This window comes from Clostridium sp. Marseille-P299 (assembly GCF_900078195.1).
Taxonomy (GTDB): Bacteria; Bacillota; Clostridia; order Lachnospirales; family Lachnospiraceae; genus Lachnoclostridium.
Window position 1 is genome coordinate 657,248 of record NZ_FJVE01000007.1, and the last position, 15,282, is coordinate 672,529.

Here is a 15,282-nt window from a genome sequence, read left to right on the forward strand (position 1 = left end):
GCGCTACTCTTTTTTATTCTATCATTCAAATGGAAAATAAAATTCAAATATTATTCAACCGTTGGTAAACTATCAATGAATTTTTCAAAATCTTCAAATGATCCATATTTATGTTCATCAAATGGTAAGTTATTTGCATTAAGAAGACAATCGGTGATTAAATATGTGTCAATTCCTAATTCTTTTACGCACATATCTTCTGTTACGTCATTACCAACCATTAAACATTCTTCAGGTGATTTTCCAATTGTTTTTAATATTTCAGTATAATAACCTAAATTAGGCTTACAGTAAGAGGAATTATCATAAGTGGTGATATGAACAAAATCGTTTGGATTTAACCCAGCCCAAGCAATACGAGAAAGAGTAGCAACAGGAGGGAATAATGGGTTTGTTGCAACAACGATTGTATAATTTTTATCTTTTAATTTTTTTATGCATCTAGCTGCATACTCAGAAGTTTTACAGGCATTCTTTGCTTCTTGAAAGCCAGTTTCATAAAAATTATAAAAATCTGGTTCCATTTCTAATACATTAACATTCATATTTTCTTGAAAGGATTTCCAAAATCTTTTTTCATTTGTTGTACTGCCATCATTGGCAAGCATTGCATTTGTCCCTATAGTCATTGCGTTTAGTAGAGCATCTTTTGCAAGGCCTTTTGGTGCAAAATGCATTATTAAATTCTTGAAATATAATTTAATAAAAGCTTCTTGATCCATAGGAAGTAATGTACCATCTAAGTCAAACATTATTGTATTCATCGGTATCTCCTTTAGTTTCAAATCTTATATTTTGTATTTCTATACATTATTTGCATCTGTATTCATAGTTTGTAATACAGGATTAGCTTATATTATACGGGAGCATAATAAAAACTTCAATGCAGTTTTGGTATAATTATACTATAAATTGATAGGAATGTCTTGTATGTAAATAGATTCACTAATATTTCACTAAATTTACACAATTAGCACATTAATTTTACACAAATTTTATTTATCTTTAATATAGCGGTTTGCGAGTTAGAGATAAAGGAGGATGTGTCTTGAATGAATTAAAGCTACGTCACGAAACGAAGCACGATATACGTTATAGTGAATATTTAGCCATACGAAGCCGATTACAAGCTATCGCTGAGTATGATCGGAATGCAGGCGAATAAGGAACTTATCGAATTCGTAGTTTGTATTTTGATAATTATAACGATAAAGCGTTGCGTGAGAAATTAGACGGCGTTTATATGCGTGAAAAATTTAGAATACGATATTATAACGATGATCTAAATGTAATTCATCTTGAAAAGAAAACTAAAATTGGTGGTCTTGGAAATAAGCAATCACAAGCAATTACAAAAGAAGAGGTGCAAAGAATTTTAAATGGAGATATTGAATTTTTAAAGGATAGTAAAAAAGCTCTGCTTGTTGAGTTTTATTCCAAGATGAAGTATCAACTATTAAAGCCTCGTGTCGTAGTTGAATATGTTAGAGAACCTTATATTTACAAGACTGGAAATGTAAGAATAACATTTGATACCAATATAAAAAGTGGTTTATATAACAGAGATTTTTTGAATGAGAACATACCTGGAATTGAGGCAGGAACACAAAATGGTATTTTGATGGAAGTGAAATATGATGCGTTTTTGCCAGAAATAATTGCACAGTGTATTCAAGTGAATGAACGTTCTGGCGCTGCATTTTCAAAATATGCAGCTTGTCGAAGATTCGGATAAAAAAGGAGAAATTACTATGCTAAGTTTTTTAAGTCAGACAACTACTTTTAATGATATTTTTAAATCAAAATTCACGGAGAATATAACATCTTTTAGTTTAATGGATACAGTAATCGCTATGGTATTGGCGTTTTTAGTAGGAGTCTTTATTTTCTATGTTTATAAGAAAACTTTTAATGGAGTTATGTATTCCACAAGTTTTGGGGTGTCCTTAATTGCGATGACATTGATTACAACATTTGTAATTTTAGCAGTAACTTCAAATGTTGTTCTTTCTTTAGGTATGGTTGGTGCACTTTCTATCGTACGTTTTAGAGCAGCCATTAAAGAGCCACTTGATATTGCATTTTTATTCTGGGCAATTGCAACAGGTATCGTATTAGGTGCGGGAATGATTCCTCTAGCAGTTATGGGTGCTGTATTAATCGGACTTATCATGATGATATTTGTAAATAAAAAACCATCTGACAACCCATATATTATGGTAATTAATTGTGAAAATGATGCAGCTGAAAAGCTTGTACTTGATGAATTAAAAGACAATGTAAAGAAACAGGTAGTAAAATCAAAAACAGTTTCTAAGCAAGGAATAGAATTAACAGTTGAAGTTCGTTTAAAAGATATGACGACAGAATTTGTGAATCATATCTCTGCTCAAAAGGGAGTAACAAATGTTGTATTAGTAAGTTATAACGGAGATTACATGGGCTAATCAAGATAGAAGAAAGGGTGTGAACTAATGAAAAAGGAGAAAATTGTGAATCGTATTGCGGTTCTTGGTATCGTTATAGCACTCATCTTTTCCTTGGTATTGGTGTACTTTCCGGAGATTTTTAAACTAGAAGAGGCTTCTATTAACTTTTCCTATGAGGATGAACTGTTTGATAAAACTAAAATAATGACTGTGGATATCCAAATGGATGAAGATGATTGGCAAGATATGCTAGATAATGCAATTAGCGAAGAATACTATACTTGCGACATCGTAGTAAATGGAGTAACTTATAAAAATGTTGGTATTCGTCCAAAAGGTAATACAAGTCTTTCTCAGGTGTATTCGGATGACACTACAGACCGTTATAGTTTTAAAGTGGAATTTGATCACTATGTAGATAATCAGACATGCAATGGGTTGGATAAACTAGTTTTAAATAATTTAATGTCTGATGCTACTTACATGAAAGAATATATTTCATATGATATCATGAGTTATTTAGGGGTTCCTAGTTCTCTATATGCTTATGCAAGTATTTCAGTAAACGGTGAAAACTGGGGATTATATCTTGCATTAGAAGGCATGGAAGAATCTTTTGCAGAAAGAAATTTCGGAAGTTCCTATGGAAATTTATATAAGCCAGAAGGTTCCCTTGGTATGGGCGGAAATAAAGAAAATTTTGATAAAGCAGATATGAATTTTGAACTACCAAATGCAGTGGATGATAGTACAGGGCAAGCTCAAAGTGAAACGCAAGGAAATAAAACAGATGCTCCATCGGACACATCTGTAATGACAGAATCTGATAATCCGACTGGCCTTTCAACGGAAGCTGGCACAGATATTCAAGAGAAAACATCTGACTCAGAAAAGCAGTCAGAAACTCAAACAGAAGCATCAGATTCTGAAAAAGAGTCGGGAATTCAAACAGAAGCATCAGATTCTGAAAAAGAGTCGGGAACTCAAGGAGAGACATTAGATTCGAAGAATCAGTCAGAAAATCCACAAACAGATAAAGAAAATCAATCGACAGACCAATTCCCTCAAGGAGGAAGGTTTACTCAAAATGGTGAATTCCCTCAAAACGGAGAGTTTTCTCAAAAAGGAAATGGCGGTTTTGGAGGTGGAATGAACTCTAGCAGTGGTGGAGAAGATCTTGCCTATGTGGATGACGAGATTAGCAGTTACAGTACTATTTTTGAATCTTCCGTCTTTGATACGACGGACGAGGATTATAAAAGAGTGATAGAAGCTTTAAAAAATCTTTCCAATGGTACAGATTTAGAAACTTATATCGATGTGGATGAGGTATTGCGTTATATTGCATCGAATGTATTCTTAGCAAATGATGATAGTTATTTTGGAACAATGCTTCATAATTACTATCTTTATGAAAAGAATGGAAAACTTTCTATGCTTCCTTGGGATTATAACCTAGCTTTTGGAGGATTCCAAAGTAGTGATGCGACTTCATTAGTAAATCGCCCAATCGATACTGTAGTATCTGGTACTACTCTAGAGGCACGTCCTATGATTGGTAAATTGCTAGAGGTAGAGGAATATAAAGAACAGTATCATGCATATTTGGATGAATTAATCTCTGGATATTTTGAGAGTGGACAATTCGAAAAAACAATTACAGAAATAGAGAGTTTAATTTCACCTTATGTTGAAAATGATCCAACTGCTTTTTACACTTATGATGAATTTAAAACTGCAGTTAGTAATTTAAAAGAATTTTGTTTACTTCGAGCAGAAAGTATCAGAGGGCAGCTAGATGGAACAATTCCATCTACGGAAGAAGAACAAGAAAATAATGAGGATGCACTTATAGATGCATCAAGTGTTAGTATCCAAGCCATGGGAACTCAAGGCGGTGGAAACAAAGGCGGTGGAAACCGTGGTGATATGCAAGGATTTCCAGGTGGAGAACAAGGCGATGTGCAAGGTTTTCCTGGTGGACAGCAAGGTGAAATACAAGGAGGTCCAGGCGGACAGCAAGGCAATACGCAAGGATTTCCTGGTGGACAACAAGGTGATATGCAAGGTATTCCTAGTGGAGAACAAGATGATACGCAAGGAGTAGCTGATGGTCTAAAAAGCGATACACAAGGAGTGTCTGGCAATCAGCAGAGTGATACACAAGGAGTAACGGCTGGGCAACAAGGAAATTTGCAAGAGAATCAAGGTGAACAGCAGAGTAATCAACAAAGTAATGAGCAAAATGAAGTTGATGGTCAACAAAATAATTCGCAACAGGATCAGAGCAATCAGCAAAGCGACATACAAGGAAATCAAAGCAATCAGCAAAGTGATACACAAGGAAATCAGAGCAATCAACCAGGTGCTTTTGGTGGGCAGCAAGGTGGTATGCAGGGTAAGCAACCAGGAAATATGCAAGACACAAAACCAAATAATATGCCTGGAAACAACTCGAATATAGAAGGAAGTGGAATGTCGAATTCGCAAGATACACAACAAGCACTTATTGTTTCAGGTGGATGTATTTTAGTTATGTGCATATGTATTTTGTTTGCAAAGAAATTCCATAGACGTAAGTATCATATATAATAAAATTATAATAAAAAGTTTAAAACGCATGTGAGCAAGAATGTAATATAAGATAATGTCAGTTTAGAATTCTAGATTCAAAAGAATTTGTTAATTGAAAAATATTTTATACATCATTTAGAACTTACATGCGTTTTTTGAAATCAAACTTGAGAGAACTAAAATCACTGTGACGATTTGGAAAAAGTTATTGCTTTTTATGAATTCTATTGATATCATAATATCCAAAAGAAAAAAGATGGTGATGGAACATGCAGAGTGGAAATATAAAATTAACAGCTACGGATCGAATCATTTTAAATTCTTATCGTAGCTTATTGGATGGACTAGCTGATTATTTGGGAACAGGGTTTGAATTTGTATTGCATAGCTTAGAAGATTACGAAAGTTCGGTAATTAAAATTATTAATGGACATCATACAGGGCGGAAATTAGGCGCTCCAATCACAGATTTAGCACTTAATATGCTAAATAAAATTCAAGAAGAAAACTTAGATGGGTATGTCTCTTATGATTCAAAGAATAAAAAAGGTAGACCTCTTCGTTCAACAACGATAAGCGTTTATGGAGAACGCCATCGTATCATTGGATTAATCTGTATTAATTTTTATAAGGATACACCTCTTTCAGAAACATTTCCGTTTTTTGAAATTCAAAATACTACAACCCCTACTGTAATGAATGAAAACTTCGCTGATGATGTAGATAATTTAATTGAACAAGCTTATACAGAAGCATTTCACCGCGTAATGTCAGATGAAAGCATTTCAAACACTCTTAAGAATAAGGAGATTATCAATATTCTATACAATCAAGGGATATTTAGAATGAAAGATGCAGTAGTAAAAGTAGCGAAAGTAATGGATGTAAGTAAGAATACTGTTTATATGCACTTAAGATCAATTAAAGATAAATAGAGAAAAGCATAAACTGAAAATAACGGATGAAAAAAGAAGAAGAGAAAATTAATTGTTCGTTATGCTTAAAGTTCATTAATAAAATGAATGATGAAATTAAATAAATAGCTGTTGCAAGGAACGTTTTATAAAAACGTAGACAATATGCAATAGCTTTTTTTATTTCAATTTTTATCGTTATACTGATGTGATAAGCTCATTACAGTTATCCAAATATTCCTTTAAAATAAGGCGTTTACATACAACATATGGAAAAAGAATGAAATAAAATAATGCGAATTTATAATTGACTGAAATATATTTTAGTGATATAATCAAAACATAGAGAAAAGCTATAAAAATACATAGAAATGAGGACAAAATTATGCAAAAAATTAGTACAACAAAAGCACCTGCAGCTATCGGACCATATTGCCAGGCAATGGTAGTAAATGGAGTGTTATATACATCTGGTCAGATACCACTAGATCCAGCAAACGGAGCAGTAGTTGAAGGTGGAATTAAAGAACAAACTACTCAAGTAATGAAAAACTTACAGGCAGTTTTAGAAGAAGCAAATTCTTCTTTCGAAAACGTATTTAAAACAACTTGTTTCTTATCAGATATGGGTAACTTTGCAGCATTCAATGAAGTATATGCTGAATATTTCACAGGAAACCCAGCTCGTTCTTGCGTAGCTGTAAAGGAATTACCAAAGGGCGTATTAGTAGAAGTTGAAGTAATTGCCTTAACAAAATAATTGCTTTTATAAAGAAACTTCTATAAATAGTATCTGAAAAATATCTAAACATTTTACAGGGAAGTTTCAATATGGTTCAGGTGTTACAAATCTTTGATATAAGAGTTGCGATATCTGGACCAAATATATAATTGGGAAAAATAAGAATTAAGTGAATGCTAAAATATTTTAATGATCAATTAATAAACTTATAAGACCCGAGAAATATGGAACAACACTAGATATCCATTGACAATCATAAATCAATTTAGCAAAAGTTCGGATTGAAATAATAAGATTGTAAGTGGATATTAAATTTCTACATCATTATTGCATAACAGTTACTAATTAAATTTATAAGGGGAACATAAATTTAGCTGATAAGTGTTATAACGATAAATTAGAACGGTAGAGCGAAGCATGAATGCGGAAAAAATCATTGAAGAATTTAAAAAGAGCGGAAAACGTCATATCTTTATTACTGGATCCAGTTCTATGGGGAAATCAACGTTATGCAGAGAATTAAGCGCTTTGTTAAATGCGAATTTATTGACAATAAAAGAAGTATTTATGGAAGCAGTCTTATCTTTTTTGAAAAACAATGAAAATGTATGGATTTCAATTGATGAAATTGTTTTAACAAAAAAAGATGAGTGCGAATATACGGAACTTATTAAGAAGCAATTACATGAGAGCCATTGTATTCTTACCTTTAGGAACGATATAGAAAAACCGTTATTCGAGTATTTAAAGCAATATGAAGATGCATATGTTATCAATTTAGATAATCAAACGTTTGATGTAAGTTGCATTGTTATGGCGAGTGGAGCAGGTTCTAGGTTTGGTTCCAATAAATTATTGGCTAGTTTTAATGGGAAAACGCTCATTGAACACATCCTAGATACAATACCGTATACCATGTTAAAAGAAGTAATTTTAGTAACAAGATACAAGGAAGTAGAAGAGATTTCTAAGAATTATCCACTTACTTGTATTGTACATGATTTGCCTAGACAAAGTGATACAATTCGAATAGGTATGGATCATATTACTGACTCAAAAGGGTGTATGTTTTTAACTTGTGACCAACCACTAAGAACTAAGAAGTCGTTAAGAAAGCTAATTCTTAATTTTAACGATCACCAAGATTTTATGGTACGACTGGGGTATCGTGAAATCGTTGGAAATCCTGTTATATTTCCAAACAGGTATTATGAAGAATTAAAGCAATTACAACCAGGACAAAAAGGTTCTACAGTGGTAAAAGCTCATTTCGAAAACATGATTGTAGTGCAAGCAAACCATAGGTACGAGTTAGCAGATACAGATACGATGGATGATTTCATCCGGTTATCAAGGATTGCTGATTAGAAAGGAAGAAAAATGTTTTTAATAGGAAACGGTAGATTATTTACAAGAGATTCAGAGCATCCATATATGGAATGCGGTGGAATCTTAGTTGATGGAAACCTAATTAAAGAAGTAGGCGACTTTAACGAATTAAAAGAAAAATATCCAAATGTAGAAGTGATTGATGCAAAGAATCAAATCATCATGCCAGCTTTTATTAATGTGCATAATCATATTTATTCTGCATTAGCAAGAGGTTTAAGTATTAAAAATCATAATCCAAAAAATTTCATCGAAATTCTTGAAGGTTTATGGTGGAACTTAGACGAACACTTAACATTAGAAGACGATAAAGTAAGTGCTGAAGTAACATATTTAAACTGTATTGAAAATGGTGTAACTACCGTATTTGATCATCATGCCAGCTATAAAAAAACAGAAGGCAGCTTAATGGAAATTGCTAAGGTAGCAAAAGACTATAAGATTCGTACCTGTTTATGCTATGAAGTAAGTGATCGTAATGGCGAAGAAGAAATGAAGAAAGCAGTAAAAGAAAATGTAGACTTCATTAACTATGCAAATAACGATACAACAGACATGATCAAAGGAACAATGGGATTACATGCTAGTTTTACTTTAAGTGATGAAACATTACGTTATGTAGTAGAACAAAATCCTAAAGATGCTGGATACCATGTACATATAGCAGAAGGAATGGCGGATGTAGAAGACAGCCTTTCAAAATATGGAGTTCGTACGGTAGAACGTTTGAATTCTATGGGTATCCTTGGACCAAAGACCGTTGCAGGACATTGTATTTATATTGATGATAAAGAATTAGATATCTTAAAAGAAACAGATACAATGGTAGTTCATAACCCAGAAAGTAATATGGGTAATGCTGTTGGTGCTCCTGATGTATTAAAGATTTTTGATAAAGGAATCTTAATTGGATTAGGAACTGATGGTTATACAAATGACATGGTAGAAAGCTATAAAGTAGCGAACATTTTACAAAAACACATTCATAAAGATCCAAACTGTGCTTGGGGTGAAATTCCTACAATGTTATTTGAAAATAATGCAAAAATTGCAAATCGTTTCTTCTCTACACCACTTGGTAAGATTAAAGAAGGATATGCAGCAGACATTATTTTTGTAGATTATGATCCTTTAACACCAATGGATGAGAATAATTTAAATTCTCATGTAATGTTTGGTATGAATGGATATTCCGTAACTACAACAATTTGTAATGGAGAAGTTCTAATGAAAGATCGTGAATTACTTCATATTGATAAGAAAAAGGTTATGGAAGAAAGTAGAAAACAGGCAGCTGATTTATGGCAGCGAGTAAATGCAAATAGATAAAAAAAGAAAGGTTTACGGGTGTAAAAATGAGCGACATTATGGTACAAATTCCTTTTCATAAAATTATGGAAAGAGTTATGTTTGAGAAAGAGAACTATAATACCGTTTTTGGAGTAAGTAACTTATATACTCATGATGGAAGTAAAGATTTAAATTTATTTGGCGGAAAATTAGAGAATCCTTTTGGACCAGCAGCAGGCCCACATACACAATTAGCGCAGAACTTAGTAGCAGCTTATGTTGGAGGAAGTAGATTCTTCGAGCTTAAAACTGTTCAAACATTAGATGGACATGATTTACATGTTGAAAAACCATGTATTCGTGCAGACGATGAATGTTATAACGTTGAATGGTCAACTGAACTTTATGTAACTCAAGCGTTAGAAGAGTACATAAAAGGTTGGTATGCAATCAAATTAATCGCTAAAGAGTATGGTTTTGGTGATCCAGAAAAATTCATCTTTAACATGTCCGTAGGATATAACTTAGAAGGAATTCAGTCAAAGAAAATTGATGATTTCATTGAAGGTTTAAAAGATGCTTCTCATACAAGCACATGGAAAGAATGTGAAGAATGGGCTTTAGCACACGTAAACGAATTCAAAAATGTAGATGAAGCTTACATTAAATCAATTTCTCCAAAGATTTGTAATTCCATTACATTATCTACAATGCATGGATGTCCAAGTGATGAAATTGAAGGCATCATTACACACTTATTAACAAATAAGAAAATTAATACTTACTTAAAATGTAACCCAACATTATTAGGATATGATTTCGTAAGAAAAACAATGGATGAAATGGGTTATGACTACATGACATTTGAAAAAGAAGGCTTTGAACATGATTTACAATATGCAGATGCAGTTGCTTTAATCAAGAAGATGCAAGAACTTGGAAAAGCAAATGGTTTAGCATTTGGTGTTAAATTATCAAATACCTTCCATGTAAAAGTTAAAAATAGCGAGTTACCTGGCGAAGACATGTACATGTCAGGAAAGGCTCTTTATCCATTAACAATTAATGTAGCTGCTAAATTAGCGAAAGATTTCGATGGTAAATTACCAATGTCCTTCTCCGGTGGAGCAGATGCAAACAACATTCAGAATATCTTTAATACAGGTATCTGGCCTATTACAGTAGCTACAATCTTATTAAAACCAACAGGTTACAATGTAACTAAGAAATTAGCAACATTATTAGATGAATGTGCATTCCCAGCAGATCAAACTGTTGATGTAGCTGCATTAGAAAAACTTGCAAAAGAAGCAATCGAAGATAAGAATTACAGAAAATCAGAAGTAGCACGTAAGAAACCACTTGCTGTATTCGGTGAAAATGTAAACGTAAAAGTAGATTGTAAAGTAACATGTGGAAGCTGTGTTAATGTCTGTCCAAACCGTGCCAATACAACACTTAATGTAGCTGGCGCAAAACGCATGATGCACATTGACGATTACTGTAATGAATGCGGAAACTGCTACATCTTCTGTCCAGATAAATGTACACCATACAAAGATCGTTTAACATTATTTGCAGGTAAAAAGGAATTAGAAGATAGTACAAACCAAGGTTTTGCAGTTAATAATGATTCTGTAGTATATCGTTACGAAGGCGAAGTAAAAGAATGTGCTATTACAGAAGCACCAGAAGTAATTCAAAACTTTATTACAGCAATTAAAGAACAACAACCATATTTACTATAGGATTACACAATATAAATCATTTTCATAAAGAAGCTGTTGCATATTTTGTAACAGCTTCCAGTGAAAAAGAAGTTAGAGCGATAGAATAAGATTCTTTCAATCTACGGGTTTATGCCATATTCGATTTAACAAGTAGCGTAAGGGGATTGTAAATATCCACTTTGATTTGTTACATAGATTTGAATAGGCGAAAGGAGTAAATATGAAGATTATAAAAAATGGAACACTCGTAAGTTCTACAAAAACATGGAATGCAGATATCGCAATTGAAAATGATAAAATCGTAGAAATTGCTCCTACAATTGAAGCAAAACCAAGCGATGAAGTATATGATGCTACAGGTTGCTATGTTTTCCCAGGATTCATTGATGGTCATACACATTTTGATATGGATGCTGGAGCAGCACATACTGCTGACGATTTTGTTAGTGGAACAAAGGCTGCAGTTATTAATGGAACAACAACAATTGTAGATTTTGCTACACAGGAAAAAGGTCAAACATTGAAAGAAGCATACGATGTTTGGATGAAGAAAGCAAAAGATAAAAGCTCATGTAATTACCGTTTCCATATGGCAATTACTGATTGGAACGATAAAGTAAAAGAAGAAATGAATACGATGCCAGAGCTAGGAATCACTTCCTTTAAAATGTATATGGCATACGATAATTTAATTTCTAATGATGAAGAAATCTTAGAGTGTTTAAGAAAAATCAAAGAAATTGATGGTGTATTAGGTGTACACTGCGAAAATGGAACATTAATTAATGCTTTAACAAAAGAGAAAATTGAAGCAGGAGAGACAACACCAAGCGCTCATCCAACTTCTAGACCGGACTATGTTGAGGCAGAAGCAATTAATCGTTTAGCTTACATTAGTTCCTTAGCAGGACATCCAGTAAATGTAGTTCATCTAAGTTCTCTAGCAGGTCTTAATGAAGTTAGAAATGCTAGAAAAAGAGGACAGGAAATTACAGTAGAAACTTGTCCACAGTATCTTTTATTAGATGATCATTATTATGACTTAGAAAACTTTGAAGGTGCGAAATATGTAATGTCTCCTCCTTTGCGAAAAGTTACGGATAATAAAGCATTGATTCAAGCAATTGTAGATAGAGAAATTGATACAATAGCTACCGATCATTGTAGTTTTAACTTCAAAAACGACAAAGAATTAGGAAAAAATGATTTTCGTAAGATTCCAAATGGTGGACCAGGAGTGGAACATCGTCCACAACTCATTTATACATATTTAGTAGATGCAGGACATATCGATGTTTCAAGAATGTGCGAATTAATTTCCACAAATCCAGCAAAACGTTTTGGAATGTATCCAGAGAAAGGTGTTCTTGAAGTTGGAAGCGATGCAGATATCGTAATTTTCACACCAAATTATGAAGGTGAGATTACATGGAAAAATCAATTACAAAATGTTGATTACACACCTTATGAAGGATTTAAAGTAAAAGGTCAAGCAAAAACTGTGTTTGTTAATGGTGAATGCGTTGTAGATAACGCAGCAATTGTGAAAGAAAGACAAGGAACATACGTCCTTGGACCAAGGGGTGCGAAATAATGTATCAAATTACCGTAAATGGAGTTAAGTACGAACGTGAGGAAGATAAGAAATTATTAGATTTCTTACGTTATGATTTAGGAATCACATCTGCAAAAGACGGATGTAGTGAAGGCGCATGTGGAACTTGTACCGTTTTAGTTGATGGTAAAAAAGTTAGAGCATGTATTTTTACACTTTCTAAACTTGATGGAAAGTCAGTAATTACAGTAGAAGGCTTAAGCGAACGTGAAAAAGAAGTTTATGCTTATGCATTTGGAGATACTGGAGCTGTTCAGTGTGGATTCTGTATCCCAGGTATGGTTATCTCAGCGAAATCCTTACTAGATACAAACTTAAATCCAACAAGAGAAGAAGTTAAAAAAGCAATCATGGGAAATATCTGTCGTTGTACAGGTTATGCCAAGATAGAAGAAGCAATTCTTTTATCTGCTAAAATGTTTAGAGAAAACTTACCAATCCCTGAAAGCAATAGCACAGGTAAAGTTGGTGAGCATTTAGGAAGAATTGATGCTAGAGAAAAAGTACTTGGTACTGGTGAATTCGTAGATGATATCACAGTAGATGGTATGATTTATGCAAAAGCACTTCGTAGTGCATATCCACGTGCAATCGTAAAAGATATTCGTTTAGAAAAAGCATTAGCTCATCCTGATTGTGTACGTATCCTTACAGCGGAAGATGTACCTTTTAATAAAACAGGTCATATCATTCCTGACTGGGATGTATTAATTGCAAAAGGGGACACCACAAGATATATTGGTGATGCAATCGTTTTAGTTGCATCTACAAGAAAAGAAACTTTAGATGAAATTCTTTCTTTAGTAGAAGTGGATTATGAAGTATTAACACCTCTTACAGATCCAAAAGAAGCAATGAAAGAAGATGCTCCAAAGTTACATCCAAAGGGAAATCTACTTACAAAAGAAATGATTTCTCGTGGTGACGTAGATGAAGCAATTAAAAACTCAAAATATGTTGTAACAAATCACTATTCTGTACCAATGACTGACCATGCGTTCATGGAACCAGAATGTGCAATTGGTATTCCAGATGGCGATGGCCTTTTAATGTATACTGCTTCACAAAACGTATATGATGAGCAACATGAAATCTCTCGTATGTTAAATATTGCACCAGAATTAGTTCGTTGCCAATCCAAATTAGTTGGTGGCGGTTTTGGTGGAAAAGAAGATATGAGTGTACAACATCATGCTGCATTAATGGCATATATCACAAAGAAGCCAGTTAAGGTTAAATTTTCAAGACAAGAAAGTTTAAATATCCATACAAAGCGTCATGCAATGGAAATTGATATTACAACTGCTTGCGATGAAAATGGTAAACTTACAGCTACAAAAGCTACAATCATCTCCGATTGTGGTGCGTATGCAAGTTTAGGTGGACCAGTATTACAACGTGCTTGTACACATGCTGGTGGACCATATAACTTCCAGAACTTAGAGATTACAGGATACTGTGTATATACAAATAATGTACCAGGTGGTGCATTCCGTGGATTCGGTGTAACACAAAGCTGTTTTGCTCAAGAACAAAACATAAATGAACTTGCTGAATTAGTTGGAATGTCAGCTTGGGAATTCCGTTACAAAAATGCAATCCGTCCAGGACAAGAATTACCAAATGGACAAATTGCAGGAGATGATACTGCATATGTTGAATGTTTAGAGGCAGTAAAAGATGTATATGAATCAAATCCTTATGCTGGTATTGCTGGATGTATGAAAAACTCAGGTATCGGTGTTGGTTTACCAGATATCGGACGTTGTAATTTAAAAATTCAAGATGGTAAGGTTCATATTCTTACAGGTGCAGCATGTATTGGTCAAGGAATTGGTAATGTAATGCTTGCTATGGTTTGTGAAACAACAGGCATTCACCCATCTTTAATCGTGCATGAACGTGCAGATACTGCAATAACACCTGATTCAGGTACAACAACGGCATCTAGACAAACATTATTTGCTGGTGAAGCTACAAGAAAAGCTGCTGAACAATTAAAAGAAGCATTAAAGACAAAAACATTAGCTGAATTAGAAGGCAAACTTTTTGAAGGTGTTTATAGCGGTGTTACAGATAAAATGGGATCTGATAAGAAGAACCCAGTTAGCCACGTAGCTTATGGCTATGGTGTGCAAGTAGTAATTATGGATGAAACTAAAAAAGTTACAAAAGTAGTTGCTGCTCATGACGTAGGTCGTGTTGTAAATCCTAAGGCTTGCTCTGGCCAAATCGAAGGTGGAGTTGTTATGGGTCTTGGATATGGATTAACAGAAGACTTCGTTATGGAAGATGGTTATGTAAAAACTAAATATGGAACTCTTGGCTTACTTAGAGCAACTCAGGCGCCAGAAATCGAAGTAATCATGATAGAAAAGAATGATCCAAATGGATTAGCTTATGGCGCTAAGGGAATTGGTGAAATTTGTACCGTACCTACTGCTCCAGCTGCAGCACATGCTGCATATCGTGTTGATGGTGAAAGAAGATTCTCATTGCCAATTGCACATACAGCTTATAAAAAATAAGAAGCAATTGTAACTGAAGAGTAATTCACTATGAAGGAATTACTCTTCCAAACAATTGGTTGAAAGGGTGT

Annotated in this window: 10 protein-coding genes and 1 pseudogene; 10 read left to right on the plus strand and 1 reads right to left on the minus strand. The window is 33.7% G+C overall.

Going from position 1 to position 15,282, the window contains the following annotated elements:
• Positions 1–50: 50 nt before the first annotated feature.
• Positions 51–764: an HAD family hydrolase gene (locus BN4220_RS11055; RefSeq protein WP_066716059.1), complete on the minus strand. Its 714-nt coding sequence runs from the start codon at positions 762–764 to the stop codon at positions 51–53.
• A gap of 284 nt (positions 765–1,048) precedes the next feature.
• Here BN4220_RS11055 and BN4220_RS11060 point away from each other — a divergent pair.
• The 10 genes and pseudogenes from BN4220_RS11060 to xdh all read left to right on the plus strand — a co-directional run bounded on the left by BN4220_RS11060 (position 1,049) and on the right by xdh (position 15,211).
• Positions 1,049–1,735, plus strand: a pseudogene (locus BN4220_RS11060) (polyphosphate polymerase domain-containing protein).
• 16 nt (positions 1,736–1,751) lie between these two features.
• On the plus strand, positions 1,752–2,447 hold the full coding sequence (locus tag BN4220_RS11065; protein WP_066716062.1) for a DUF4956 domain-containing protein: 696 nt from the start codon (positions 1,752–1,754) through the stop codon (positions 2,445–2,447).
• A 27-nt stretch (positions 2,448–2,474) separates the two neighbouring features.
• Complete coding sequence (locus BN4220_RS11070; protein WP_066716064.1) at positions 2,475–5,021, plus strand: CotH kinase family protein; 2,547 nt, start codon at positions 2,475–2,477, stop codon at positions 5,019–5,021.
• A 251-nt stretch (positions 5,022–5,272) separates the two neighbouring features.
• Positions 5,273–5,938, plus strand: coding sequence for a helix-turn-helix transcriptional regulator (locus tag BN4220_RS11075; RefSeq protein WP_066716066.1), 666 nt, complete (start codon positions 5,273–5,275; stop codon positions 5,936–5,938).
• Between the two features lie 364 nt (positions 5,939–6,302).
• Positions 6,303–6,677, plus strand: coding sequence for a RidA family protein (locus BN4220_RS11080; protein ID WP_066716068.1), 375 nt, complete (start codon positions 6,303–6,305; stop codon positions 6,675–6,677).
• Positions 6,678–7,076: 399 nt separating this feature from the next.
• A complete protein-coding gene (locus tag BN4220_RS11085) occupies positions 7,077–8,027 on the plus strand; it encodes a nucleotidyltransferase family protein (protein WP_066716071.1) in 951 nt (316 codons plus the stop codon).
• A 12-nt stretch (positions 8,028–8,039) separates the two neighbouring features.
• The gene (ssnA, locus tag BN4220_RS11090; RefSeq protein ID WP_066716073.1) at positions 8,040–9,377 is read left to right on the plus strand and encodes a putative aminohydrolase SsnA; all 1,338 of its coding nucleotides are present in this window, start codon (positions 8,040–8,042) and stop codon (positions 9,375–9,377) included.
• Between the two features lie 26 nt (positions 9,378–9,403).
• On the plus strand, positions 9,404–11,086 hold the full coding sequence (locus BN4220_RS11095; RefSeq protein WP_066716074.1) for a selenate reductase: 1,683 nt from the start codon (positions 9,404–9,406) through the stop codon (positions 11,084–11,086).
• Positions 11,087–11,288: 202 nt separating this feature from the next.
• Positions 11,289–12,662 (plus strand): dihydropyrimidinase, encoded by a 1,374-nt coding sequence (hydA, locus tag BN4220_RS11100; RefSeq protein WP_066716076.1) that lies wholly within the window; start codon positions 11,289–11,291, stop codon positions 12,660–12,662.
• The gene (xdh, locus tag BN4220_RS11105; RefSeq protein WP_066716078.1) at positions 12,662–15,211 is read left to right on the plus strand and encodes a selenium-dependent xanthine dehydrogenase; all 2,550 of its coding nucleotides are present in this window, start codon (positions 12,662–12,664) and stop codon (positions 15,209–15,211) included. Before hydA ends, xdh begins: the two co-directional genes overlap by 1 nt.
• Positions 15,212–15,282 lie beyond the last annotated feature (71 nt).

Bases quoted from the DNA above. Each gene is read 5' to 3' on its own strand.
- hydA (WP_066716076.1), top strand. From the start codon at position 11,289: ATGAAGATTATAAAAAATGGAACACTCGTAAGTTCTACAAAAACATGG.
- BN4220_RS11065 (WP_066716062.1), top strand. From the start codon at position 1,752: ATGCTAAGTTTTTTAAGTCAGACAACTACTTTTAATGATATTTTTAAA.
- xdh (WP_066716078.1), top strand. From the start codon at position 12,662: ATGTATCAAATTACCGTAAATGGAGTTAAGTACGAACGTGAGGAAGAT.
- BN4220_RS11055 (WP_066716059.1), bottom strand. From the start codon at position 764: ATGAATACAATAATGTTTGACTTAGATGGTACATTACTTCCTATGGAT.
- BN4220_RS11070 (WP_066716064.1), top strand. From the start codon at position 2,475: ATGAAAAAGGAGAAAATTGTGAATCGTATTGCGGTTCTTGGTATCGTT.
- BN4220_RS11085 (WP_066716071.1), top strand. From the start codon at position 7,077: ATGAATGCGGAAAAAATCATTGAAGAATTTAAAAAGAGCGGAAAACGT.
- BN4220_RS11075 (WP_066716066.1), top strand. From the start codon at position 5,273: ATGCAGAGTGGAAATATAAAATTAACAGCTACGGATCGAATCATTTTA.
- ssnA (WP_066716073.1), top strand. From the start codon at position 8,040: ATGTTTTTAATAGGAAACGGTAGATTATTTACAAGAGATTCAGAGCAT.
- BN4220_RS11080 (WP_066716068.1), top strand. From the start codon at position 6,303: ATGCAAAAAATTAGTACAACAAAAGCACCTGCAGCTATCGGACCATAT.
- BN4220_RS11095 (WP_066716074.1), top strand. From the start codon at position 9,404: ATGAGCGACATTATGGTACAAATTCCTTTTCATAAAATTATGGAAAGA.